The following is a 23,919-nucleotide window of genomic DNA, read 5'->3' as shown; positions in this document are numbered from 1 at the left end:
ATGAATCGGCCCGCGTCCGGAGACGCGGGTGTTCAAACGCTGATCGGGAGATGTTTCGGAGGGCGTTCGGGACCGTGGTTCGGCATATCGGAAAAGGCGTGATCCGGTCTTATCGCTAACCCGTCCTCGTTCCGATCAATGCAAATGCCCGCGTCGATCCAGAGGGGCAAATTTGGTTGTCCGTCCCCATGGTGATTATGTCCGGGGCCTGCTGTGCCATCGCGGTCCGCCTTGTCGCCGCCCGCGTCAATTCCGGCAAAGGAAGCAGTATGCTGATCGACCGGATGATGATCGTGCTCGCCCGCTGCGTCCCGCTGATGCTCCAGTTCGTGCAAGGCCTGCACGGTGGACGCCGCTGAAAAAGTGGCCATCAAGACGATGCACAGCATCGTCAAGGCGGCTTTCAGCGGGGAATGGCGGCGCGTCATCCGGTGATCCTATGGATGAAGAGCAAAGATGGCAAGGTTACGTAGTCGGCCATCGAAAGTCTCAAAGGCGAGTTCCGGGATGTCGAGCGTTTCGCTCATTCCGGCCCGACGGTCTGGGCCAAGAGTGTCTCTTCAGTTAAGGCAGTATAACAGGGCCTCGGCGCAGGGCCGAAGTCGGATTGGGCGGGGCGGCAGGAGGCAAGACTTATGTCCACCTCACCTGCCGATACATCGTCCAATAGACCGCATCCATGGAACAAAGGTCGATTGGTCGGACAGAAGCGCCCGCTCGCCCCAAAGCACGTGTGGTCGATCAGGGTTCGCCTCGAAATGGCTGACGATCGACGCGGGCTCGCCCTCTTCAATCTCGCAATCGACAGCAAGCTTAGGGCGTGTGACCTTGTCACTTTGAGGGTGAAAGATATTTTCGTTGGGGGACAAGCGCGCCAACGTGCCACAGTGGTCCAGCGAAAGACCGGGCGACCAGTTTAGTTTGAAATAACAGATGTTACCCGCGCTTCACTTGAGGCCTGGCTTCAGAATCTGCCTATGTCTTCCAATGAATTTCTGTTTCCATCTCGAAGTCGCAGCGCGCTTCACCTCTCAACTCGCCAATATGCGCGTATCGTTGGTACTTGGATCGCTTCGGTCGGCCTCGACCCGTCTGCGTACGGAACGCACTCGATGCGCAGGACCAAGGCAGCACAGATCTATCGCAAGACAGGAAATTTGAGAGCAGTTCAGCTGCTTCTGGGCCACACGAAGTTGGAAAGCACCGTCCGATATTTGGGTATCGAGGTTGATGATGCGCTTAAGATCGCGGAATCGATAGAACTGTAAATCTGGTGCGGGAACGACGGTTATTTCGCTCCCGCACCGAAATAGTTCATACGGCGATCGTTCGTAGGCCGAAATTGAACGTCCGCTCTTGGCGCTAACGCTACATTATTGCTGCCGGACCCTCGATTGCAGCTTCTGATATGAAGCAGGCCGCAAGATCAGGTCGAGCGCACTAACCTATGAAGGATTTGAGCGAGTCGCCTTTTGTTTCAAAGACTTGGAATGTGTTGTGTGCGCGCCCGTGCAGTAACAGACATGATCTTGGGTAGTAGGACCTGTCTCTTGTCCGTGACGCTGCGGCAAACCGCCCTTGTGCGATTTGCTGCTTGACCTTCCCATGGCGGAAGGTCTAACTATAAAAAGATGAAACGGTTCCGGGCCCATATATCGGCTTTGTACATTCTGAGCGTGGTCTTCATCGCGCTCGGTCACTGCTGGTCCGCGTCCCCGGCCAACGCCGCCCCGGCGCCGGCGGCGTCCGCCTCTCACAGCCACGATGAAGCCGTTGCACACAAGGCGCATGGGCAGCCGGATGGCATCTCCGCCGAAGGCTGTCTTGACGACGAAACCGCCTGCGCCATCGCGTTCTCGTCGCCGGCGCTGCTGTCTGCTTTGGCGGCGGCGCCCGATCCGGTGTCGAAAAGCGTCGTATTGCCGTCGGTGGCAACGCTGGCTTTCGCGGCACCTTCGGGCGTCTATACCGCGCGCGGGCCGCCGGACCGACGAACGCATTCCCTTCACAGCTATGCCGAAGCCTTCGCCCGCACCGGACGACTGCTGATCTAGAGCCGCCATTCTCTGGAACGGGACGCCTGTGCGTCCTCTTTGCCATTGGATGGAGTGCTTCGCGATGTTTCCGAAAATTTTTACCGACCCTGCGCGTCTCCTGCGTGGACGGACTATTTCCATCCTGGGCGCCGCCCTGCTCTGGGCGCTGCCCGGCGCCGGCCCGGCTGTCGCCGGTGAATATGACCTCACGGTCGAGACCGCGCATGTCGAGATCGGCGGCCGGATGGTCGAGAAGATGACGATCAACGGCGGCGTTCCGGGCCCGACCTTGCGCCTGCGCGAAGGCGAGGATGCGACGATTACCGTCACCAACAAGACCGATGAAGCAACCTCGGTACACTGGCACGGCATTCTTCTGCCCGGCATCATGGACGGCGCACCGGGCTTCAACGGCTTCATGGGGATCGCGCCTGGGGCATCCTATACCTACACTTTTCCCATCCGTCAGAGCGGCACCTATTGGTATCACAGCCATTCGGGCACGCAGGACCAGACGGTGCTCGGCGCGATTGTCATTGAACCGGCAAAGCCCACGCCCTTCAGCACCGACCGCGATTACGTCGTCCTTCTCGGCGACGCCACGCCCGAGGATTCCGATCGGGTCCTGCGCAATCTCAAGGCCGATCCGGGCTACTACAACTACAGCAAGCGCACGCTCCTCGACTTCTTCGCCGATGTCGGCAGAGAGGGCGTCGGCGCCACCGTCCAGGACCGTCTCGACTGGGGCGCCATGCGGATGGATCCGACCGACCTCGCCGATGTCACGGGTTACTCTTTCCTCGTCAACGGCAAGGCGCCCGAACGGAACGAGACCTTTCTCTTTCGCAAGGGCGAGCGCATTCGCTTGCGCCTGATCAACGGCGCAGCGATGACGTTCTTCGATGTGCGGATTCCCGGCCTTAAAATGACCGTCGTCGCGGCGGACGGCAATGATGTGAACCCGGTGCCGGTCGACGAACTCAGGATCGGCGTCGCCGAGCGTTACGACGTCATCGTCGAGCCGAAGGAGGATATGCCTTACACGCTATTCGCGGAGTCGATCGACCGCGCGGGTTACGCGCGCGCGACGCTCGCGACGTCGGAAGGTGAGGCGGGGCCGATCCCCGAGCGGCGTCCCCGCGCGCTCCTCAGTATGGCCGATATGGGTATGGCGCATGAGGGGCACGACATGGGAGCAATGGATTCCGGTTCGACCGACTCCGGCACCACGAACGCCGGCGCCATGGACCACAGCACCATGGATCACAGCGCCATGGGGCATGCCTCCGCAAGCAACGTCGCGGAAACGGACGCGCCCGAAACCGGGCCGGTCGGCTGGGCTTCGGGCTTTCCGCCGGACGCGAAAGTGCTGGCTTACAGCGACTTGCGCGCGCTTCGCCCCAACGTCGACAACAGCGAGCCGACCCGCACCATCGAAATGCGCCTCACGGGCAACATGGAGCGTTATGTCTGGACGCTCGACGATGCACGCCTCGCCGAGGCGCGGCCGGTCCGGGTGCGCTATGGCGAGCGCGTTCGTCTCACCTTCGTCAATGAAACGATGATGGCGCATCCGATGCATCTGCACGGCATGTTCTTCGAGCTCGAAACCGGCAGCAAGGATCGCCGGCCCTTGAAGGACACCGTCATCGTGCCACCGGGTCAGTCGGTCTCGGTTGTGTTGACGGCGCGCGAGGTCGGCGGCTGGCCGCTGCACTGCCATCTGCTCTACCACATGGTCTCGGGCATGATGACGACCTTCATCGTCGAGCCGCCGGAGACAGCCGATAACGCAATCACGCCGGATGGCGCGGTCGTGCCGATCGGCGTCACGAAAGACGGCACGGCGCACGGGTCGCATGCTGGCCATGGGAGCATGTGATGAAGAACATTCTTGTCCCCACGCTCGCGCTCACCCTCGCCATCGCCATCCCCGCTTTCGCCCGCGCCGAAGAGCCGGCAGTGCTACACGACGATCACGGCCCCGATCTTTTCAACATGATCAAGCTGGAGGTCGATTATGCCGACAGGCATGGCGGCCTCTGGAACGGCAATCTCGATGGCTGGATCGGCGGCGATGTCGAGCGTCTCTGGATCAGGGCCGAAGGCGAGATCGCCGACGGCGATGTCGAGAAAGCGGAAGCCCAGCTCTTCTACGGCCGGAATGTCCATCCCTTCTGGGACCTGCTGGTCGGCATCCGGCAGGATTTCGAGCCGCGCGGTGAAACATATCTCGCTGCCGGCGTCGTCGGCCTCGCGCCTTACTTCTTCGAAACGGAAGCGACCGCTTTCCTTTCGACGGAAGGCGATCTGTCGGCGCGATTCGAACAGAGCTTCGATCTTCCGATCACGCAGAAACTGATCGCCGAACCGCATGTCGAGCTGAACCTCTTCGCGCAGGATGTCCCCGAACGGGGCGTCGGCGCCGGCTTCAGCAGCATCGAGGTGGGTCTTCAGCTTCGCTACGAAATTGTTCGGAAATTCGCGCCCTATGTCGATCTCGTCTGGGAGCGCGATCTTGGCAAAACGGCATCGATCACCCGCGCCGCCGGTGACGATGTCGAGGACACGACCTTGCGCATCGGTGTGAGAGCCTGGTTCTGAAGGCGCGAGGACGGCGAAACGGGATCGGTGCGGCGACGCATCGTTCAACCTTCAAGAAGCTGTAAAAATGAAACACGCAATCAACCCTCAAGGAGCTGTAACAATGAAACGCACAATCCGGAAATCGTTTTTGATGGCGGCGGCCCTCGGTCTGTTGACGGGCCCGGCGGTCGCTTCGGAAAAGGGTCACGACCACGGATCGATGCCGGGCATGGCCCATGACATGACGGACATGATGAGCGAGATGGACCGGCAGATGGCCGACACCTCGGCCTTCGGCCACCGGGGTGAGCCCGCGCAAGTCACAAGGACCGTCGAGATCGAAGCTGCCGATATCAGGTTCGGCACAACCGAGCTGAGGTTCAATGTCGGCGAGACGGTGCGTTTCGTGATCGTCAACAATGGCGAACAGCCGCATGAGTTCACGCTCGGCGACACGGCCTATCAGGAAATGGCGCGCGAGATGATGAGGCACATGACCGAGATGGGAATGGACCCGGTCTCGCCGGAACATGCGGCGATGCACGCCGCGGCCGGCAACACTGTCACGCTCGATGCTGGCGAAACGAAGGAGCTCGTCTGGGCTTTCACCAAGGCGGGAACCTTCGAATTTTCCTGCAACCTGATCGGTCATTCCGAGGTCGGCATGAAAGGCCGGATCGTCGTGAGCTGAGATTTCAGGCTTGAACGAGATCCATTCGGGACCGACGCCATATCGACGGTGTCGAGACAAAAAGGAGAGTGGCTATGGACAAGACAGGACGTATTGCCATCGTTCCATTGGGGATGACCCTCGGGACGTTCCTCGTCGTTACCTACATTCTGTGCGTGCTCTTCGGTCTTCTGGTGTCGGATCCCGGCATGCACCGGCTTCTGTCCGACCTGTTGCCCGGTTTCACCTGGATCACATGGCCGAGCTTCTTCATCGGCCTTGTATGGGCCTTCGTCTTCGGCTGGTACATCGCGGTCGTCTTCGCGCCGATCCATAATTTCTTCATCGGCTTCGGCCGCAAGTCGGGGAATGCGTGAAAATGTCGAAGCCTGACAGCACAGCCGCCGCTTCTTCGGGCGACAGGGAACAAACGGCGGCAAATCGCACGGCCCGCCTCGTCGTCCCCGGCATGGGCAGCGATCATTGTGCCGGGCTTGTCTCCACTTCGCTGAAGCGGCTCGACGGCGTTGCGGATGTCGGCACCAACATCGCCAATCACCGCGTGACGGTCCGCTTCGACCCGGCGCGAACCGACACGTCAAGCCTTCGCGCCGCCGTCGAACGTGCCGGCTACGAAGTTGCGGCGCTTGACGAGGCGAAACCCGCCTCGGCAGCCGACGAAGGCGCTGTCGAGGACCGCTACCTTGCCCAGGCTTCGAAACGGCTCTGGATCGCCGCCGTCCCGACATCGGTAATCATGCTGATCATGGCGCCGCACATGTTCTGGCAGCCGATCCCGTTCTACCTGGCGATCGTGGCCGTTCTCGCCTTCCCGGTGGTGTTTCTCTATGGCGGCTTCGCCACCCATCGCTCGGCCTGGCTTTCGCTGACCAACCGCACCGCCAACATGGACGTGCTGATCTCGATGGGCAGCCTGCCGCCCTATCTGATCGGCCTTGTCGGTTTTTTCTATCCGATGACTTCCTTCATCGAGATGGCGGCCACCATCATGACCTTTCACATGCTGGGCCGCTATCTGGAGACGCGCGCCAAGGGCCGCGCCAGTCAGGCGATCAAGCGGTTGATCACCATGGGCGCCAAGACCGCCACGGTACTGCGCGATGAAGCCGAGATCGAGGTGCCCGTTGCCGAGTTGCAGACGGGCGACATCATGGTGGTGCGGCCGGGCGCCAAGGTCCCGACCGACGGCGAGATTGTCGAAGGCGCAAGCCATCTCGACGAGTCGATTGCGACGGGGGAGTCCGTGCCGGTCGAGAAGGGGCCGGGCGATCCCGTCATCGGCGCCACCATCAACAAGGAAGGCATGCTGAAGATCCGCGCCACGAAGATCGGCGCCGACACCTTCCTGTCGCAGGTCATCCGTCTGGTCGAAGAGGCGCAGGGCTCGAAAGTGCCGATCCAGGAATTCGCCGACCGGCTGACGGCGCGCTTCGTCCCGGCGGTCATCCTGATCAGCCTCGGCAGCCTCGCGATGTGGCTCTTCTTCAGCGAGAGCCTGCGGCCGATCCTCTTCTGGGGTGCTGCCTTCCTGCCCTGGGTCAATCCCGAATTGTCGCCGCTGATGGTCGGCATTCTCTCCGCCGTCGCGGTCCTCGTCATCGCCTGCCCCTGTGCGCTGGGCCTGGCGACGCCGACGGCGATCATGGTGGGTTCGGGGCTCGGCGCCGAGCGCGGCGTGCTGATCCGTTCCGGCGAGGCGATCCAGACCCTGAAGGACATCAGGGCGGTTGTGCTCGACAAGACCGGCACCATCACCCGCGGCCAGCCCGCGCTGACCGATGTCGTGGCGGCCGACGGTTTCGTCGAAGATGAGGTGCTTTCCGCCGCGGCCTCTGTGGAGGCGGGCTCCGAACATCCGCTGGGTCAGGCCATGGTTACCGGTGCGCGCGACCGGGGCATCGATGTTCCGAAGGTCGAGGGCTTCACGGCGCATGTCGCACGCGGCGTCGAGGGCCGCGTCGGCGGCAGGCACGTGCGCGTCGGCAACCGCCGCTATCTCGGCGAAGCCGGAATCGACATTGCGGCGCTCGAAACGCAGCTGGCCGAACTTGAAACCACCGGCAAGAGCGCCGTGCTGGTGGCCATCGGCGATCGCGCGGCTGGAATCGTCGCGGTGGCCGACACCGTCAAGGAGGACTCGGCCGCCGCCATTTCCACCCTGCTGCAAATGGGCATCCATGTGGTGATGATCACCGGCGACAATGAGCGCACTGCGCGTTACGTCGCCCGCCAGGTTGGCATCGAGGAGGTGATGGCGGCCGTCCTGCCCGAGGGCAAGGTCGACGCCATTCGGGCGCTTCAGGAAAAATATGGCGACAAGGTCGCGATGGTCGGCGACGGCATCAACGACGCGCCGGCGCTGAAACAGGCCAATGTCGGCATCGCCATCGGCGCCGGCGCCGATGTCGCCATCGAGGCCGCCGATGTAACGCTGGTCGGTGGCGAGTTGACGAAGGTCGTCGAAGCGATCCGCTTGTCGAAGGCGACCTTCCGCAAGATCGTCGAAAACCTCTTCTGGGCCTGGTTCTACAATGTCGCGGCGATCCCGATTGCCGCCCTCGGTCTGCTGCATCCGATGATCGGCGTCGTCGCGATGACGGCCAGTTCGCTTTCAGTTATCGGCAATTCGCTGTTGCTGAAACGCGCGAAGCTCGGGCTCGACAAATGATCGCGCTGTATGAAAAGGAACTCATCTCATGACCATCCGACGCGATGACAGGAATGTCTTCTGGCGCTCGCCCGCGGGATTGACGCTCGGCGTCTTCCTCGTGGTCGCGGGGCTCTTTCTGGTGCTTGAACACGGCGCGCATCTTCTGGGCGCATGGCCGCTCCTGTTCCTGCTGCTGTGCGGCGGCATGCATTTCTTCATGCATCGCGGTCACGGCGGCCACGGCTCCCATGGCGGTCATGGCCGCCGCGACCGCGACGGAGGACCGGGCGATGAACGGTGACGCGCCGGCCTATGGCCTCTGGTTTCTGGCCGCCGTCAATGCGGCGGTCTTCATCCTCTTCGCCTTCAGCTTTTTCAAACCGAAAACACCGCGCGACTGGCGCTCGCTGGGCGCTTTCTCGGCCTTTGTCGTCGCGCTGTTTGCGGAAATGTACGGCTTTCCGCTGACGCTTTATCTGCTGGCGGGCTGGGCTGGTAATCAATTCCCCGCCCTCGATCCCTTCTCCCACGATGCGGGACATCTCTGGCCGGCGCTTTTCGGCTGGTCCATGAACCCGCATTGGAGCCCGTTCCATCTGCTGAGCTTCGTGCTGATCGGCGGCGGCTTCGTGCTGATCGCGGCCGCCTGGCGCCGGCTCCACGAGGCGCAAGGCGAAGGAAAACTCGCTGTGGCGGGGCCTTACGCCCGCCTGCGTCACCCGCAATATGCCGGCTTCGCCCTCATCATGATCGGCTTCTTCCTGCAATGGCCGACCTTGCTCACCGGCCTGATGCTGCCGGTCCTGCTCGTCATGTACTGGCGTCTCGCGAGCCACGAGGAACGCGAGATGGAAGCTGAATTCGGCGAGACCTACCGCCGCTACGCCGCGCGCGTGCCGGCCTTCATCCCCCGCCTCTCCGGTCTGTCCGGCGAAGGCGCGTCGTGAGCCGCGCCGCGCCGGACGCCCGGCAACACCAAACGAGGAGCACGAGACCCATGAGGAGACCTCCCATGCGAACATATTCGTTGCGCGCGGCCGCGCTCGCCGCGCTGCTGATTTTCGGGGCCGGCGCCGCCGCCGCCGCCCAGACCGCCGATCCCGAAGAGCATGACGCCCATCATCCGGCCGAAGCCGCGCCCGCCGCGCCCGAAGCCGGAACGGCCGCCGGCCCGGATGGCATGGCGGACATGAAAGGCATGATGACGCCCGAGATGATGAAGATGATGCAGGGCATGATGGGCGGGCCCAAAGGCGAGGGCGGCATGAACATGGAAAACGCCATGATGATGTGCCCCTCGATGCAGATGATGATGGGCATGCGTGCCGGCGCCGACATGCAGGGCATGATGGGCGGTCCGGGTCTCCTCTACGGCATGCCGCACGGCGCGACGGAAGAGATGACACCCGAAAGCGTCCGCGCCTTTCTCGAAAAACGGCTCGAATGGCACGCCAATCCGCGCCTGAAGATCGGCAAGATCGCGAAAGCGGCCGATGGCAGCGTCACGGCCGAAATCGTCACCGTCGACGGTTCGCTGGTCCAGAAGCTCGCCTTCAACCGCCATCCGGGTCTGGTCCGACAGATCGAATAACGCCGGGCGCCGAACCGGCGCATCGGGGCTGGAGAAAAAATGACCGCACGCAACGATCGCATCGCCGGTTGCCTTGTGCTGGTGCTCGGCATCCTGATTGTGGGAACGGGCATCTATTTCATGTTTCTCCGGCCACCGCTGCTGCCGGAGGATATGCGCCACACCGGCATTGACCTTGCGCTCCTTCCGCCGGCATTCGTCGAATGGCTGGGCATTGTTTTCGCAACCTGGGGCGGTTTCACGGCCGGTTTTGGCATTGTCCTTTCCGGCATCGGCATTTATCTGGCCGGCGGCGCGAGGGCCTGGCTTCTCGCCGGCACGGCGCTGGGTCTGTTATTGGCAACCGGCCGCTTCGCGATCAGCAACATCGTCATCGGCTCGGATTTTCTCTGGTTTGTCGTGCCGCTCTTTCTGTTGGCGGTGGTTGCCGCAACGGCGCTCCTGTGGCGGTGGTGGAAAGGGTAATCCGGCATGGATCGCTGGACGGGAGGGAAAGAGCCGTGACGCCGCAGAAACTTTTCGCCGCCGAGGGGCTGACGAAAACCTACGTGCAGGGCGAGGTGGAGGTTCACGCGCTGCGCGGTGTCGACCTCGACATCTGGACCGGCGAGGTGGTCGTGCTGCTGGGCCCGTCGGGAAGCGGCAAGTCGACCTTGCTGAACATCGCTGGCGGCCTCGATCACGCGACAAGCGGCCGGCTGTTTTTCAAGGACACCGACATCACCGCGCTCGACGACCGCGGCCTCACCGCCTATCGCCGGCGGCATATCGGCTTCGTCTTCCAGTTCTACAATCTGATCCCGAGTCTGACGGCGCGCGAGAACGTCGCGCTGGTGACGGAAATCACCGAGGACCCGATGTCGCCGGAAGACGCGCTGGCGCTGGTCGGGCTCGAGCAGCGCATGGACCATTTCCCGGCGCAGCTTTCCGGCGGCGAGCAGCAGCGCGTCGCCGTGGCGCGCGCGATCGCGAAGCGGCCGGAGGTGCTGCTCTGCGACGAGCCGACCGGTGCGCTGGATTCCGTGACCGGCATGCGCGTCATCGAAGCGCTGCTCGGCGTCAACGAGCAGCTCGGGACCACGACCCTCATCATCACGCACAATGCGGCCATTCAGAAGCTCGCCCATCGGGTGATCTCCTTTGCCGATGGCCGGGTCTCGGGAACCGTCGCGAACGAACGGCGGCAGTCGGCCGGCGAGATCACCTGGTGAGCCATGCGCATTCTCGACATCAAGCTGTTTCGTGACCTGATCCGCCTCCGGGCGCAGGTGCTGGCGATTGCGCTGGTCGTCGCCGGCGGCGTCGCCACGATCATCCTTGCCGTCGGCTCCTACCGTTCGCTCGACGAAACGCGGCTTGCCTATTACGAGCGCTATCGCTTTGCCGATGTCTTCGCCACGGTCCGCCGCGCGCCGGATACGCTCGCCGCGCGCATCGCGGAGATCCCCGGCGTCGTCGCGGTCGAGACGCGGATCGCCAGTCTCGCCCTGCTCGACATTGCGGGCGTGCGCGAGCCGGCCACCGGCCAGTTCATCTCCCTGCCCGAAAGCGGCGAGCCGGTCCTCAACCGCCTCTATCTGCGCCTCGGTCGGATGCCGGACCCGGCCCGGGCCGACGAGGTCGTCGTCAACGAGTCCTTCGCCAAGGCCCATGCCTTCACGCCCGGCGCGCGCTTCTCGGCGATCCTGAACGGCCGCAAGCGCGAGGTGACCGTGGTCGGCATCGCGCTCTCGCCGGAATTCGTCTACGCGATCGGGCCGGGCGACCGCATGCCCGACGACCGCCGTTTCGGCATTGTCTGGATGTCGAAAAAGGCGCTTGCCGGCATTTACGATCTCGAAGGCGCCTTTTCCGCCGTCAGCCTCAAGCTCTCGCAAGACGCTTCCGAGCGCGAAGTCATCCAGCAGCTCGATGCCTTGCTCGACCGTTATGGCGGCGCGGCGGCCTATGGCCGCAAGAACCAGACCTCGCACGCCTTTCTCGATCACTCGCTCGACATGCTCGGCAATATGAGCCGCACGCTGCCGCCGATCTTCCTTCTCCTCACCGCCTTCCTGGTCAATCTCACGCTCGGCCGGCTGGTCGCGCTCGAACGCGAGCAGATCGGCCTCCTGAAGGCGGTCGGCTATGGAAACGCGGCCGTCGCCATCCATTATCTGAAGCTGGTTCTTGCCATCGCCGTGACGGGCATCGCCATCGGCAGCGTCGCCGGCACCTGGCTCGGCGGCCACATCACGAGCCTCCTTGCCGAATATTACCGCTTCCCCTTTCTGGTCTTCATCAAGAGCCCGGACATCTATGTGGGGGGCGCGGCGCTGAGCATCGCCGCTGCGACCATCGGCGCCGCCCGCTCGCTCCGCGACATTGTCGGGTTGGCGCCCGCGGTCGCGATGCAGCCGCCGTCGCCGCCGCGCTTCCGGCGTCTGCTGCCGCAAGGCGTTCCCTTTCGCGGTGTCCTCTCGCAACCCTCCGTGATGATGCTGCGCAACGTGACCCGGCATCCGGTGCGCGCCGCGCTGACGGTGCTCGGCATGGCGTTCAGCACCGGCATCCTCATCGTCTCGCTCTTCATCAACGACGCCATGGATGAGTTGATCGACGTCACCTATTTCATGGCCGACCGGCAGGACGCAACGGTCAGCTTCGTCGAGAAACGGCCCCGCAACGCCGTCCTCCAGATGGCACGCCTGCCGGGCGTTCTCGATGCCGAGCCCTATCGCGGCGTCCCCGTGCGCATCCGCAACGGCAGCATCGAACGCCGCGTGATGATCGGCGGCCGCACGCGCAGCGCCGATCTGAGCCGCATCATCGACGTCGATCTGCGCCCGGTCGTTCTGCCCGAAACGGGGTTGGCGATTTCGGACTGGCTGGCCACCGTCCTCGGTGTCGGTGTCGGCGATTTTGTCGAGATCGACATTCTGGAAGGGCAGCGCCGAACCGTCTCGCTGCCGGTCGCGGCGCGGGTCGAGGATTATTTCGGCATCAGCGGCATGATGGACGCCGATGCGCTGTCGCGCCTGATGCGCGAGGCGCCGACGGTGAACGGTGTCCATCTGAGCCTCGACGCAACCATGCTCGGCACGCTCTACGATGCGCTGAAGATCATGCCGGCCGTCAGCGGCGTCGCCCTGCAGCGCGTGTCGCTGGCGAATTTCCGCCAGGCCATGGTCACCATCGTGACGACCATGGCGGCGATCTACACCGGGCTCGCGGCCGTCATCGCCTTCGGCGTCGTCTACAACAGCGCCCGGATATCGCTTTCGGAGCGGGCCCGCGAACTCGCCAGTCTTCGCGTCCTGGGCTTTTCGCGCGCCGAGGCCTTGCGCTTTCTGCTGCTTGAACTGGCGCTGATCGTTCTCATCGCCCAGCCGCCGGGATGGGCGATCGGCTACGGCCTCGCCCGGCTCCTCAATGCCAACATGGCTGGCGAGCTGATGCGCACGCCGCTGAACATCGAAAATACGACTTATGTTTTTGCCAGTCTGGTCGTGCTCGCCGCGGCCACGCTCTCGGCGCTGGCCATGCGCCGCCGGATCGACAGGCTGGACCTTGTGGCCGTTCTCAAAACGCGGGATTGAATCATGCAGACGATTGGGCTGAAGAGAATAATGGCGGGTCTTGCGGTCGCGGTGGCCTTCGCATTCCTCATCTGGTTCGCCTGGCCGCAACCGGTCGCAGTCGACATGGCGGAAATTGTCCGGGGGCCCATGGAGGTCACGGTCGAGGACACCGGCCGCACCCGCGTGCGCCACGTCTACACCGTTTCGGCACCCATCGCCGGCAAGGTCTTGCGGACGCCGCGTTATGTCGGGGACGAAGTCGCGGCCGATGAAACGATCGTGGCGGCGATGCAGCCCATGGCGCCGGCCTTCCTCGATGCGCGCACGCGTGACGAGCTTCAGGCCGCGCTTGTCGCCGCGGAGGCCGCCATCGAGCTCGCCGAACACGAAATCCACCGTATCGAGGCTGCACATGATTTCGCTCAAAACGAGCTTCGCCGCGCCGAGGAACTGGCGCGCAGGGGCGTGATCTCGGCCAAGACTCTGGACAAGGCCCGCTTCGATGCCGAGACCGGCAATGCCGCGCTCTCCAGCGCAAAGGCGCAACTCGATGTGAGACGCAGCGAGCGGACAAGCGTGATGGTGCGCTTGGGCGACCCGTTGGCGGTCGCGGCGTCGGATGACTCCGATTGGCGCATCGAATTGCGCGCGCCGGTTAGTGGCCGCGTCTTGCGGATCGTTCAGGAAAGCGAGGCGGTCGTCCAGGCCGGCACGCCCCTGATCGAGATCGGCGACCCGGCCGATCTTGAAGTGGTGGCGGACCTTCTCTCCACCGATGCCGTGCAGATCGAACCGGGCGCCGCGGTGCGCATCGACGGCTGGGGCGGCACGCCGGTTCGGGGCAGGGTGGCGCGCATCGACCCTGCGGGCTTCACCAAGATTTCGACGCTGGGCATCGAGGAACAGCGGGTCCGCACGGTCATCGACTTTGTCGATCCGCCGGAAGCCTGGTCGCGGCTCGGGCACGACTTCCACGTCGTCGTTCACGTGACGGCATGGAGCGCCGAAGAGGCCGTCACCGTTCCGGTCGCGGCGCTCTTTCGCAAGGGCGACAACTGGGCGGTCTACGCGGTCCGCGACGGCCGTGCGCGCCTGACGCCCGTCGACATCGGCCGGCGGAACAATCGCGTCGCCGAGGTGCGGAGCGGCCTCGAAGCCGGCGACCGGGTTGTGCTGCATCCGAGCGACCGGGTGGAAGAGGGCACGGCGGTTGCCGAGCGCGTCATCCGTTGAAGACGGTGCGTAGGGAACGCGAGAATGCCGGCGCAAGCCGGACAGGGAAACGCGGCCGGCATTCGGGCCTGCCGCCAACAAGAGAAGGCGTCACATGTTCACTCTGACTTCGCTGGGCGGCGCGGGCACCGTCACCGGTTCCAAGCATCTGCTGACGCTGGACGGCCACCGCATCCTCGTCGATTGCGGCCTCTTCCAGGGGCTGAAGAACCTGCGCGAGCTCAACTGGGCGCCGTTCCCGGTCGATCCCGGCTCGATCGACGCCATCGTGCTCACCCACGCCCATCTCGATCATTCGGGCTATCTGCCGAAGATCGTGCGCGACGGCTTTCGCGGCCGCATCTTTGCGACCGACGCGACGCGCGAAGTGGCATCCCTCATTCTGAAGGACAGCGGCCATATTCAGGAGAAGGACGCCGAATACGCCAACCGCAAGGCTTATTCGAAGCACAAGCCGGCGCTGCCGCTCTACGGCATCCGCGATGCCGAGCGCGCAATCGAGGCCTTCACCGCCGTTCCGTATCACAAATCCGTTTCGCTGCCCGGCGGCGCCACGCTGACCTTCCGCCATGCCGGCCACATTCTCGGCGCCGCCACGGTCGAAATCGGCTGGGGTGGGAAGAAGATCCTCTTCTCCGGCGATCTCGGCCGCTATGGCGACCCGGTGATGGTCGATCCCGAGCCGGTGCCGGAGGCCGATTATGTCGTCGTTGAATCGACCTATGGAAATCGCAGCCATAACGAATCCGATCCGGTCGAACAGCTCGGCGCCGTCATCGAGAACACGGTGGCGCGCGGCGGCACGGTGGTGATCCCGGCCTTTGCGGTCGGCCGCGCCCAGTCGCTTCTTTATTACATCTGGGCGCTGAAACAGGCCGGGCGCCTCCGCGACGTGCCGGTCTATCTCGACAGCCCGATGGCGATCAATGCGAGCGAACTCCTCTGCGCCCATCGCGACGATCACCGCCTGACGCCGCCTGTTTGCAAGCAGGTCTGCGATATCGCGACCTATGTGCGCGAGGTCGACGACTCGAAGGAGGTCACCGCCAACGCCTACCCGAAGATCGTCATTTCGGCGAGCGGCATGGCGACCGGCGGCCGCGTCCTGCATCACATGAAGTCCTTCGCGACGGACCGCAAGCACACGATCCTCTTTTCCGGTTTTCAGGCCGCCGGCACGCGCGGCCGCGCCATGCTGCAGGGTGCGCGCGAAACGAAGATTCATGGCCAGTGGGTGCCGGTCCGCGCCGAGATCGCCGATCTGCCGATGCTCTCGGCCCATGCCGATGGCGACGAGATCATGCGCTGGCTCTCGGCCCTCCGCCGCCCGCCGCAACAGGCTTTTGTCGTTCATGGCGAACCCGATGCCTCGGAAGCCCTGCGCGTCCGCATCGACCGCGAGCTCGGCTGGAACGTCGCCGTTCCGCGCCAGGACCAGGTCTTCACGCTGTGAGGGAATGCCGATGTTGAACAACGGCCGCAACGACTGGCTCCCTTTCCTGCGGCGCTACATCGCCCTGATGGCGCTCGGCAATCTTGCCTGGGAATTCGCGCATATGCCGCTCTACACACTCTGGGAGACCGGAACGCGAGGCGAGATTGTCTTCGCCGCGCTCCATTGCACCGGCGGCGACATCCTGATCGCGCTGGCCGCCCTGATGGCGGCGCTCCTCCTTTTCGGCAACGGCCACTGGCCGGCGCAGGCTTACGGCCGCGTCGCCGCCGCCACCATCGCGATCGGCCTCGCCTATACCCTCTTCAGCGAATGGCTCAACATCGTCATCCGCGCCTCCTGGGCCTATCGCGACCTGATGCCGGTCATCCCCATCCTCGACGCCGGCCTTTCGCCGGTCGCCCAGTGGATTGTTTTGCCGGGATTGATTTTCTGGTGGCTGGGGAGGCGGATGAAGAAACGCTGATGCTTCTTCGTCGATGTAGTTGACTTGTTTTCGCCCGGCACACCAGTTGCTTTGAAAATGCCATCAAACTGAACGGTGATGAGATCGTAGGTTGGCTATATTCGATGTCTTGGAATCTGCTTCCGAACCAAAAGAAGACTTTGAATCGTCGGCTTCGACACGCCGATGTGGTGGAACGCCCGTGTAACTTCCCCCGTCGTCCGACGGAGGTTGGGAGGGGCGTTTTCGATGACTTTTTTGTGTAGCTCTCCGTATAGATGTCTGTGTTAGCCTGCTGTCATGAAGAGGACGTCCATCAGGTGCCGAAGCATAAAACGCCGTCGTCACTGGCTTGCGGCGGCGCTGGCGGTTGCGTTTCTTCTGACAACGGTTGCGGCGCCGGTGACCGGTCTCGATATGATGGCCTCGGCTTACGCGATGGCCGATGAGGGCGCCACGACGCATATGGCACATGGCGCGGGCGAGATGGCGGGGCCCTGCTGCGACGATTGCGACCACGCTGACACGGCAACCTGCGACAGCTCGGCCCTCTGCATGACCGCCTGCGGCAAGCTGCCGCTTCAGCTTGCTGTTGCGCCCGGATTTGCCCTGGCCGAACGCGCCATCAAAGCGGTTCGCGCGCCGGACATTGGCCGGGCCGACCTTTCTCCCTCTCCCTTGCGACGGCCTCCCAGAGCGGTGTGACGCACCGGCGCGCGGCATTCCCGTTGCGCGCCAACCGTCACATCAGTTTCAGGAGAGTCCTATGGTTCGCTTGCCCAGAGTGTCCGCGATTGCTGTGCTTGTCGCCGTCATGGCGATAGCCGGCATATGGAGCATCGCCGGCGCCCAACCTCAGACCTACAAATTCGACGCCGTATCGGATGAAATACCGGTCGGCGAGAGCGTCCGGATCGAGGTCCGGCTGCTTGACCCGAGCGGCACGCCTGTGCCGGCGGGGAATATCGACATCGTCTCGACGCGGCTCGACATGGGCCCCGACGGCATGGCGATGATGGACACACCGCTGACGCCGGTCCCGGCCGACGCGCCGGATGTCATCGCTTTCGAAACGAAGATCGTGATGGCGGGTCGATGGGCGCTCACGATCGAAGCGGAAATCGACGGCGTGCCGGAGCCCGTCAAGGGCGTCGTCATCTACACAGCCGTCGAGAAAAAAGCCGATGCAACCCCTGCCGCGCCAGCGGCAGGGGAGCGCAAGATACGCTACTACCGCAACCCGATGGGTCTGCCCGATATATCGCCGGTGCCGAAAAAGGACTCGATGGGGATGGACTACATCCCCGTCTATGAGGACGAGCTGGCAGGCCCCGGGGGGACCGTCCGTATCAGCCCGGAAAAGACGCAGCGCGCCGGTGTTCGGACCGTGGCGGTCGAACGCCGCGATCTCGTCCGCTCGGTCCGCGGTGCCGGCACCGTGACGGCGGACGAGGCCCGCGTCGCGCTGGTGACGGCGCGCTTCGACGGCTTTGTCGAACGTCTCGATGTCCGTACGACCGGCGGCATGGTGGCGGCCGGCGCGCCGCTGATGACGGCCTGGATCGAGAGCGACACGCTGTTGCGCAAACAGGCTGACTATCTCTCGGCACTCGCGCGCGGCGGCCGCGATGTCGAACGCGCCGCGCAGAACCTCCGCCTCTTCGGCATTTCGAACGCCACCATCGCCGAAATGGCGCGCACGCGCGCGCCGGCACGCGTGGTGACTTTCGAGGCGCCGCTTGGCGGCACCGTCATCGAAAAGCCCTCGCTCGACGGCATGCGCTTTGCGGCCGGCGACACGCTCTTCAAGATCGCCGATCTCTCGGCGCTCTGGGTGATGGCCGAAATCGCTGAACAGGATCTCGCGCTCGTCAGGCCCGGCCAGACCGCGCAATTGTCGATGCCGGCCATGCCCGGCGAAACGCGCGAAGCCATTGTCGATTTCGTCTATCCCGATCTCGACAGGACGACCCGCTCGGGCCGGGTCCGGCTCGTCGTGCCGAACGAAGACGGGCGCCTCAAGCTCGGTCATTTTGTGCGCGTCGATATCGCCGCGCCGGTCGGCGACAGACCGGCGCTCGCTGTGCCGGCCGCTTCGGTCATCGACGACGGCGCGCGCCAGATCGTCTTCGTTGCGCGCGGCGAGGGGCTTTTCGAACCGCGCGACGTTCGCCTCGGCGCCCGCGCCGGCGCCGATGTCGAGATCAGGGAGGGCCTGACCGCCGGCGAGGAGATTGTCACCTCCGGCATCTTCCTGATCGACGCCGAGAGCAATCTCCAGACGGCGCTTTCGGCCTTCACCGCCGAACCGGTGGCGCCATGATCGCGGGCATCATCGGCTGGTCGGCGCGCAACAGCGTTCTGGTACTGATCGGCGCGCTCTTTGCGATCGTCGCCGGCATCTATTCGGTCGCGCGCATTCCGCTCGACGCGATACCGGACCTGTCGGACACGCAGGTCATCATCGTCACCGACTTTCCGGGACAGGCGCCGCAGGTCGTCGAGGATCAGGTGACCTTTCCGCTCACGACAGCGATGCTCAACGTGCCGCGCTCCCGCGTCGTGCGCGGCTTTTCCTTCTTCGGCGTTTCCTTCGTCTATGTCGTCTTCGAGGACGGTACCGACCTCTACTGGGCGCGAAGCCGCGTCCTCGAATATCTGAGCGCGGGTGCCGACCGCCTGCCCGACGGCGTGACGCCCTCGCTCGGGCCGGACGCGACCGGTGTCGGCTGGGTCTATCAATATGCGCTGAAATCCTCGGAGCTGAACCTCGCCGAACTGCGCTCGCTGCAGGACTGGCAGGTCCGCTTCGCCGTTTCGCGAGCCGAGGGCGTCGCTGAAGTCGCGACGGTGGGCGGCTTCGTCCGGCAATATGCGATCATCGTCGATCCGCTCCTGCTGAAAAGCACGGGGCTCTCGCTTGCCGATATCGCCGGTGCGGTGCGCGCCAGCAACATGGATGTCGGCGGTCGCACCATCGAACTTGCCGAAACCGAATTCATGATCCGCGGCCGCGGTTATCTCGCCGGCATCGAGGACATCGAAAGGATCGTGCTTCGCGCCGAGGGCGGCACGCCGCTGCTGCTGCGCGATGTGGCGCGTGTCGAGCTCGCGCCCGACGAACGGCGCGGCGTCGCCGAACTGGGCGGCGAGGGCGAGGCGGTCTCCGGCATCGCCCTGCAGCGCCATGGCGCCAATGCGCTCGACGTCATCGAAAACGTCAAGCGCGAGCTTGCGGCGGTCGCACCGAGCCTGCCGGGCAACACCGAAATCGTCGAGGTCTATGACCGCTCCGAGCTCATCCGCCGCGCCATCGACACGCTGGTGCGCACGCTCGTCGAGGAAAGCATCGTTGTGGCGCTGGTCTGTTTCCTCTTTCTTTGGCATGCGCGCAGCGCGCTTGTCGCCGTCGTCACGCTGCCGGTCGGTATTCTGATGGCGTTGGCCGCCACCCATGCACTCGGCATCCCTTCCAACATCATGAGCCTTGGCGGCATCGCGATCGCGATCGGCGCCATGGTCGATGCGGCGATCGTGATGATCGAAAACGCCCACAAGCGGCTCGAGCATGCGCCGCCCGGCGCCTCGCGCAGCGCCGTCGTCATCGAAGCGGCGCAGGAAGTGGGCCCGGCGCTCTTTTTCAGCCTGCTGATCATCACCGTCTCCTTCCTGCCGATTTTCACGCTGGAAGCGCAGGAAGGCCGCCTCTTCAAGCCGCTTGCCGCCACCAAGACCTTTGCGATGGCCGCCGCCGCCCTTCTTTCGATCACGCTGGTGCCGGTGCTGATGACGATCTTCATTCGCGGCCGGATCGTGCCGGAGGCGAAAAATCCGCTCAACAGGGCGCTGATCTGGCTCTACCGGCCCGTCATTGCGCTGGTGCTGCGCGCCCGGGGCGCCACCATCCTCGCAGCCGTCATCGTGCTCGCCGTCACGGTGGCGCCCCTCAGCCGCATCGGCTCGGAATTCATGCCGAACCTCAACGAGGGGACGCTCTTCTATATGCCGACCACGCTGCCGGGCCTTTCGGTGACGAAGGCGGCCGAACTTCTGCAGACGCAGAACCGGATCATCGTCGGCTTTCCCGAGGTCGCCTCTGTCTGGGGCAAGGCCGGCCGCGCCGACAGCGCGACCGATCCCGCGCCGATGGAAATGTTCGAGACCGTCATCAACCTGAAACCCGAAAGCGACTGGCGGCGGGGCATGAACCTCGACAAGCTGATTGCCGAAATGGACGCCGCGCTGCAGTTCCCCGGCGTCTCCAATGCCTGGACGATGCCCATCAAGGCTCGCATCGACATGCTCTCGACCGGCATCCGCACACCGGTCGGCGTCAAGATATTCGGCCCCGATCTGGTCGAGCTCGAACGGATCGCCCGCGAGGTCGAAACCGCCTTGCGCGCCGTTCCCGGCACCTCGTCGGCCTATGCCGAACGCGTCAATGGCGGCTATTTTCTCGACATCAAGCCCGACCGCGACCGCATCGCCCGGCACGGCCTCTCGATGGAGACGGTGCAGGAGACGATTGCGATGGCGCTCGGCGCCAAAGCCCTCACCGCCACGGTCGAGGGGCGCGAGCGCTATGACGTGGTGATGCGCTATCCGCAGGCCTCCCGCGCCGATCCGGAGGCGATCGCGCGCGAAGTTTTCGTTACGACGCCGGCCGGCGCCGCCGTTCCGCTCGGCGAGATCGCCGACATCACGCGGGCACGCGGCCCCACCATGGTGCGCACCGAAAGCGGCCAGCCGGTCGTCTATGTCTTTGTCGATATCCGCGACCGCGATCTCGGCGGCTATGTCGGCGAGGCGCGGCGCGTGGTCGCCGGTGAAGTCGCGCTGCCGCCCGGCTACACGGTCGCCTGGAGCGGCCAGTTCGAATATCTGGCGCGCGCGCAGCAGCGAATGGCTGTCGTCATCCCGGTGACGCTCCTGGTGATTTTCCTGCTGCTCTATCTCAACTTCAAGGGCCTCACCGAAACCTTCATCGTGATGCTGTCGCTGCCTTTCGCGCTGGTCGGCGGGCTCTGGCTGATGGCGGCGCTCGATTTCAACATGAGCGTCGCGGCCACCGTCGGCTTCATCGCACTGGCGGGCGTCGCGGCCGAAACCGGCGTCGTGATGCTGCTCTATCTCGACCACGCGCTTCGCGACGCGAAGGCGCTCGCCACGGCCGAGGGCCGTGCCTTCACCCGCGCCGACCTCAACGGCGCCATCATGGAGGGCGCCGTCGGGCGCGTGCGGCCGAAAATGATGACCGTCATCACCATCATGGCGGGCCTCTTGCCGATCCTCTGGGCCACCGGCACCGGCGCCGAGGTGATGCAGCGCATCGCCGTGCCGATGATCGGCGGCATGGTGTCCTCCACCATCCTCACCCTCGTCGTGATCCCGGCGATCTACGCGATCGTCCACGGCATGAGATTGTCAAGGGCCGGATCGCAAATGAGTGCCCAAGCGATCATGTAAGAGCTTGCTACGGCTGGCTTACGCTTTTCATATAATCCAAAACACAAGCTTGTGAGGAACAGCGTACTGTCAGCCGTCTAATTTGAACGACGGCAGAAAAAAGAGCCACGGGTACTTGGAAAGTTTGGCGCCGTTCGATATTGGCGAGTTGCAAACTGTAGCGGCGCGACGAGCATGGCGTGGGTCTATTGGCGAAACGGTTGGATCAGCTGGCGCAGATACGTGCGCGGATAGTCTGGCATATCGCCAATGCCGAGATCGGCGGAAGTGAACCTTTTATCCGGGTCAAACGCGGCCGTTCCAAGTAACCGATCCCAGAGCGTTGTGAAAAGACCGAAATTCACGTCGCCCTCTTCGGCTGACTTCAGATGATGAAAGCGGTGCACGGGCGCAAGAGCGAGGACATAGCGCAGGGGCCCAATCCGCATATCGGCGTTCGAATGTTGAAGGAGCAGCTGCACTGCCACCGCGAAAGCGAGCAGAAGGGCCACCTCCAGCGGCATACCCGCGAGGACAAGTGGGGCGGTCCCGGCCGTGAGTTCGATCGCCTGATGGAGCGGATGTTTCATCAAACCGTTGAATCCGTACATCCGACGGACGCTGTGGTGGACGGCGTGAAAGCGCCAGAGGATATTGTTCCGGTGGCTCGCCCAGTGGGCAAGCGTGATGCCGGCATCGGCCACAAGGATGGCTAGGATGAGTTGCGCCCACAGCGGCAAGGCATCGGGCCATAGCCGGGGAAATGGCATCAAGACAGCAGCAACCGGTATCAGCATTACGGATCCAGCGATGGACGCTTCATTGACCAGGAAGTGCATGAGATCTCTAGACCTGTCACCCTGCGGACGGTTCCAGTCTTTCTGATATGGAATGAAACCTTCAATCAGAAACGAAACGCCGATCGCTGCGGCCAACAACCAACCGAGCGTCCACTTCGGGACATCCGATATGACAATCATCATCGCGGCGGCGTTGAAGCCCACCAGGATCAGAGGTGCGTAGGTCCAGCGGGTAATCCATTTAAGCGCGTTCATCGGGCCTCCAATCATCCGGCGCGTGAGGGCAGACAGCCTCGCGAATGGATCGGTAACCCCGCGCATCGACGCCGTCTTGAACGATTCAGCAGCCGGATGCAGATGAAGAGACCCGGATATCGAGGCCTGACAGGCCAGCGCCCGGAGCAACGCCGAACCAGCGGCGCATACGGCGGGTGAAATGCGCCTGGTCGGAAAATCCACCGGCGTCTGCAGCATCAGCCAGACTTGCCGATTCTGATAGTGCGCGGGCTGCGCACTGCAATTGACGCCATTGCAATACGTATGAGATCGGAACCCCAAAGGTAGAGTGTGATATTTGACGCAGGCGGCTTGAAGACACGCCGAGGGACTGTGCTACCCACCGTGGCGTGACCGCGGGTGCGGCAGACTCAAGTAGTTCCACTAGAGCGTGGCCCGGCAAATTCCGTCGACGATCAGGTATGGATTGGCTGAGAATTTCGCCAGGAAAGACACCGGTGTCATCATACACGTCTAGCGCGGCCGATAGGTGCGGATCAGCAATTTCAAAGCTTCGTGTGCTTACCTTCGTTGCAACTTCAAATCTTGCCAGGTCGAAATAGAAACTGCGGATACGTGTTCCGGAGGGGCCGATCGAGTGCGCGAGGCCGGAAGGGATGATGGCATACTGGCCGGACGGAACCAGGTGTACCTTGCCAGCGCATTCGACTTCGAGGGAACGGTCGATTGCCGCCGTCATCTGATGCGCGAGGTGTGCATGCGGCGCATTTCCGCCGGTGACGCCCTCAAGGCTTGCCCATCCGTCCCCAATGGTAAGTGATCCTGTCCAGCGTTCTGTCCGCGTCAACAGGTATCTCCCGCTGCCGTCTTGGTCGACGACCAATAAATGGGGACTGTTTTCGAGACGCCATCGGATTCTTTAAGAGGCATTGTTTTCATGAGCCGGTGTTGATGGGCGTATTCGGAAGGTGCCTTCGGAAACCGCTTCAGTGAAGACGGTCACCAAGCCTTCGTCTTTAAAGATACGGCGATCGAGAATGGCTGTCGCCTATGCGCCGATATTGTTGATTTAGTCGATGCGAGAGCGGCGGATCATCCGTCGGGTGATGATTGTGAGCTCGTGGGGCGGGGTCATCTGGCGTCAGATGACCCTTGATGGCACCGGGTTCGTACCCTTCAGGGCCGGCTTCAT

Annotated in this window: 21 protein-coding genes and 1 pseudogene; 19 read left to right on the top strand and 3 right to left on the bottom strand. The window is 63.7% G+C overall.

The annotated features are described in order from the left end of the window. Positions 1-32: 32 nt before the first annotated feature. Complete coding sequence (locus tag Q8S60_RS13485; protein ID WP_297773828.1) at positions 33-428, bottom strand: hypothetical protein; 396 nt, start codon at positions 426-428, stop codon at positions 33-35. 207 nt (positions 429-635) lie between these two features. On the opposite strand from Q8S60_RS13485, the pseudogene Q8S60_RS13480 reads away from it, so the two are divergent. From Q8S60_RS13480 to Q8S60_RS13390, 19 genes and pseudogenes are all read left to right on the top strand, one after another. Next, positions 636-1,268, top strand: a pseudogene (locus tag Q8S60_RS13480) (tyrosine-type recombinase/integrase). A 393-nt stretch (positions 1,269-1,661) separates the two neighbouring features. Continuing rightward, positions 1,662-2,054 carry a hypothetical protein gene (locus Q8S60_RS13475; RefSeq protein ID WP_297773835.1) on the top strand — a complete coding sequence of 131 codons (393 nt, stop codon included), beginning with the start codon at positions 1,662-1,664 and terminating at the stop codon, positions 2,052-2,054. Positions 2,055-2,118: 64 nt separating this feature from the next. Beyond that, positions 2,119-3,918, top strand: a complete 1,800-nt coding sequence (locus tag Q8S60_RS13470) for a copper resistance system multicopper oxidase (protein WP_297773837.1) — start codon at positions 2,119-2,121, stop codon at positions 3,916-3,918. Then, a complete protein-coding gene (locus Q8S60_RS13465) occupies positions 3,918-4,640 on the top strand; it encodes a copper resistance protein B (RefSeq protein ID WP_297773839.1) in 723 nt (240 codons plus the stop codon). The genes Q8S60_RS13470 and Q8S60_RS13465 overlap by 1 nt, the downstream gene beginning before the upstream one ends. A gap of 103 nt (positions 4,641-4,743) precedes the next feature. After that, positions 4,744-5,313 carry a plastocyanin/azurin family copper-binding protein gene (locus Q8S60_RS13460; RefSeq protein ID WP_297773842.1) on the top strand — a complete coding sequence of 190 codons (570 nt, stop codon included), beginning with the start codon at positions 4,744-4,746 and terminating at the stop codon, positions 5,311-5,313. A gap of 74 nt (positions 5,314-5,387) precedes the next feature. Next, a complete protein-coding gene (locus Q8S60_RS13455; RefSeq protein WP_297773845.1) occupies positions 5,388-5,669 on the top strand; it encodes a DUF5676 family membrane protein in 282 nt (93 codons plus the stop codon). Positions 5,670-5,671: 2 nt separating this feature from the next. Further along, positions 5,672-7,981 (top strand): cation-translocating P-type ATPase, encoded by a 2,310-nt coding sequence (locus tag Q8S60_RS13450; RefSeq protein WP_297773847.1) that lies wholly within the window; start codon positions 5,672-5,674, stop codon positions 7,979-7,981. Positions 7,982-8,009: 28 nt separating this feature from the next. Beyond that, positions 8,010-8,264: a DUF2933 domain-containing protein gene (locus Q8S60_RS13445; RefSeq protein ID WP_297773850.1), complete on the top strand. Its 255-nt coding sequence runs from the start codon at positions 8,010-8,012 to the stop codon at positions 8,262-8,264. Continuing rightward, the gene (locus Q8S60_RS13440) at positions 8,254-8,910 is read left to right on the top strand and encodes an isoprenylcysteine carboxylmethyltransferase family protein (protein WP_297773852.1); all 657 of its coding nucleotides are present in this window, start codon (positions 8,254-8,256) and stop codon (positions 8,908-8,910) included. The genes Q8S60_RS13445 and Q8S60_RS13440 overlap by 11 nt, the downstream gene beginning before the upstream one ends. Positions 8,911-8,975: 65 nt before the next feature. Next, positions 8,976-9,554: a hypothetical protein gene (locus Q8S60_RS13435; protein ID WP_297773855.1), complete on the top strand. Its 579-nt coding sequence runs from the start codon at positions 8,976-8,978 to the stop codon at positions 9,552-9,554. Between the two features lie 39 nt (positions 9,555-9,593). Then, a complete protein-coding gene (locus Q8S60_RS13430; RefSeq protein ID WP_297773858.1) occupies positions 9,594-10,019 on the top strand; it encodes a hypothetical protein in 426 nt (141 codons plus the stop codon). A gap of 35 nt (positions 10,020-10,054) precedes the next feature. Continuing rightward, positions 10,055-10,765, top strand: a complete 711-nt coding sequence (locus Q8S60_RS13425; protein WP_297773860.1) for an ABC transporter ATP-binding protein — start codon at positions 10,055-10,057, stop codon at positions 10,763-10,765. Positions 10,766-10,768: 3 nt separating this feature from the next. Continuing rightward, positions 10,769-13,132 carry an ABC transporter permease gene (locus Q8S60_RS13420; RefSeq protein ID WP_305278594.1) on the top strand — a complete coding sequence of 788 codons (2,364 nt, stop codon included), beginning with the start codon at positions 10,769-10,771 and terminating at the stop codon, positions 13,130-13,132. A 3-nt stretch (positions 13,133-13,135) separates the two neighbouring features. Next, positions 13,136-14,347, top strand: coding sequence for an efflux RND transporter periplasmic adaptor subunit (locus tag Q8S60_RS13415; protein WP_305278593.1), 1,212 nt, complete (start codon positions 13,136-13,138; stop codon positions 14,345-14,347). Positions 14,348-14,441: 94 nt separating this feature from the next. Continuing rightward, positions 14,442-15,800 (top strand): MBL fold metallo-hydrolase, encoded by a 1,359-nt coding sequence (locus Q8S60_RS13410; protein WP_297773869.1) that lies wholly within the window; start codon positions 14,442-14,444, stop codon positions 15,798-15,800. Positions 15,801-15,810: 10 nt separating this feature from the next. Then, a complete protein-coding gene (locus Q8S60_RS13405) occupies positions 15,811-16,266 on the top strand; it encodes a hypothetical protein (RefSeq protein ID WP_297773871.1) in 456 nt (151 codons plus the stop codon). 381 nt (positions 16,267-16,647) lie between these two features. Further along, entirely contained in the window at positions 16,648-16,950 is a 303-nt protein-coding gene (locus Q8S60_RS13400) for a hypothetical protein (protein WP_305278589.1), read from the top strand. 79 nt (positions 16,951-17,029) lie between these two features. Further along, positions 17,030-18,568 (top strand): efflux RND transporter periplasmic adaptor subunit, encoded by a 1,539-nt coding sequence (locus Q8S60_RS13395; protein ID WP_297774303.1) that lies wholly within the window; start codon positions 17,030-17,032, stop codon positions 18,566-18,568. Continuing rightward, on the top strand, positions 18,565-21,711 hold the full coding sequence (locus tag Q8S60_RS13390; protein ID WP_305278586.1) for an efflux RND transporter permease subunit: 3,147 nt from the start codon (positions 18,565-18,567) through the stop codon (positions 21,709-21,711). The genes Q8S60_RS13395 and Q8S60_RS13390 overlap by 4 nt, the downstream gene beginning before the upstream one ends. A gap of 185 nt (positions 21,712-21,896) precedes the next feature. On the opposite strand, the gene Q8S60_RS13385 is transcribed toward Q8S60_RS13390, so the two are convergent. Then, on the bottom strand, positions 21,897-22,745 hold the full coding sequence (locus Q8S60_RS13385; RefSeq protein WP_297773879.1) for a sterol desaturase family protein: 849 nt from the start codon (positions 22,743-22,745) through the stop codon (positions 21,897-21,899). An 85-nt stretch (positions 22,746-22,830) separates the two neighbouring features. After that, positions 22,831-23,574 (bottom strand): AraC family transcriptional regulator, encoded by a 744-nt coding sequence (locus tag Q8S60_RS13380; protein ID WP_297773882.1) that lies wholly within the window; start codon positions 23,572-23,574, stop codon positions 22,831-22,833. Between the last annotated feature and the right edge of the window lie 345 nt (positions 23,575-23,919).

It is taken from the genome of Parvibaculum sp., from assembly GCF_030694575.1.
Lineage (GTDB): Bacteria > Pseudomonadota > Alphaproteobacteria > Parvibaculales > Parvibaculaceae > Parvibaculum.
This window is presented reverse-complemented; position numbering and strand designations above follow the sequence as displayed.

Excerpts from the sequence above, each read along its gene's own strand:
- Q8S60_RS13430 (WP_297773858.1), top strand. The coding sequence starts at position 9,594 with ATGACCGCACGCAACGATCGCATCGCCGGTTGCCTTGTGCTGGTGCTC.
- Q8S60_RS13465 (WP_297773839.1), top strand. The coding sequence starts at position 3,918 with ATGAAGAACATTCTTGTCCCCACGCTCGCGCTCACCCTCGCCATCGCC.
- Q8S60_RS13470 (WP_297773837.1), top strand. The coding sequence starts at position 2,119 with ATGTTTCCGAAAATTTTTACCGACCCTGCGCGTCTCCTGCGTGGACGG.
- Q8S60_RS13485 (WP_297773828.1), bottom strand. The coding sequence starts at position 428 with ATGACGCGCCGCCATTCCCCGCTGAAAGCCGCCTTGACGATGCTGTGC.
- Q8S60_RS13410 (WP_297773869.1), top strand. The coding sequence starts at position 14,442 with ATGTTCACTCTGACTTCGCTGGGCGGCGCGGGCACCGTCACCGGTTCC.
- Q8S60_RS13405 (WP_297773871.1), top strand. The coding sequence starts at position 15,811 with ATGTTGAACAACGGCCGCAACGACTGGCTCCCTTTCCTGCGGCGCTAC.
- Q8S60_RS13390 (WP_305278586.1), top strand. The coding sequence starts at position 18,565 with ATGATCGCGGGCATCATCGGCTGGTCGGCGCGCAACAGCGTTCTGGTA.
- Q8S60_RS13415 (WP_305278593.1), top strand. The coding sequence starts at position 13,136 with ATGCAGACGATTGGGCTGAAGAGAATAATGGCGGGTCTTGCGGTCGCG.
- Q8S60_RS13460 (WP_297773842.1), top strand. The coding sequence starts at position 4,744 with ATGAAACGCACAATCCGGAAATCGTTTTTGATGGCGGCGGCCCTCGGT.
- Q8S60_RS13440 (WP_297773852.1), top strand. The coding sequence starts at position 8,254 with ATGAACGGTGACGCGCCGGCCTATGGCCTCTGGTTTCTGGCCGCCGTC.
- Q8S60_RS13435 (WP_297773855.1), top strand. The coding sequence starts at position 8,976 with ATGCGAACATATTCGTTGCGCGCGGCCGCGCTCGCCGCGCTGCTGATT.
- Q8S60_RS13450 (WP_297773847.1), top strand. The coding sequence starts at position 5,672 with ATGTCGAAGCCTGACAGCACAGCCGCCGCTTCTTCGGGCGACAGGGAA.
- Q8S60_RS13455 (WP_297773845.1), top strand. The coding sequence starts at position 5,388 with ATGGACAAGACAGGACGTATTGCCATCGTTCCATTGGGGATGACCCTC.
- Q8S60_RS13385 (WP_297773879.1), bottom strand. The coding sequence starts at position 22,745 with ATGAACGCGCTTAAATGGATTACCCGCTGGACCTACGCACCTCTGATC.
- Q8S60_RS13445 (WP_297773850.1), top strand. The coding sequence starts at position 8,010 with ATGACCATCCGACGCGATGACAGGAATGTCTTCTGGCGCTCGCCCGCG.
- Q8S60_RS13420 (WP_305278594.1), top strand. The coding sequence starts at position 10,769 with ATGCGCATTCTCGACATCAAGCTGTTTCGTGACCTGATCCGCCTCCGG.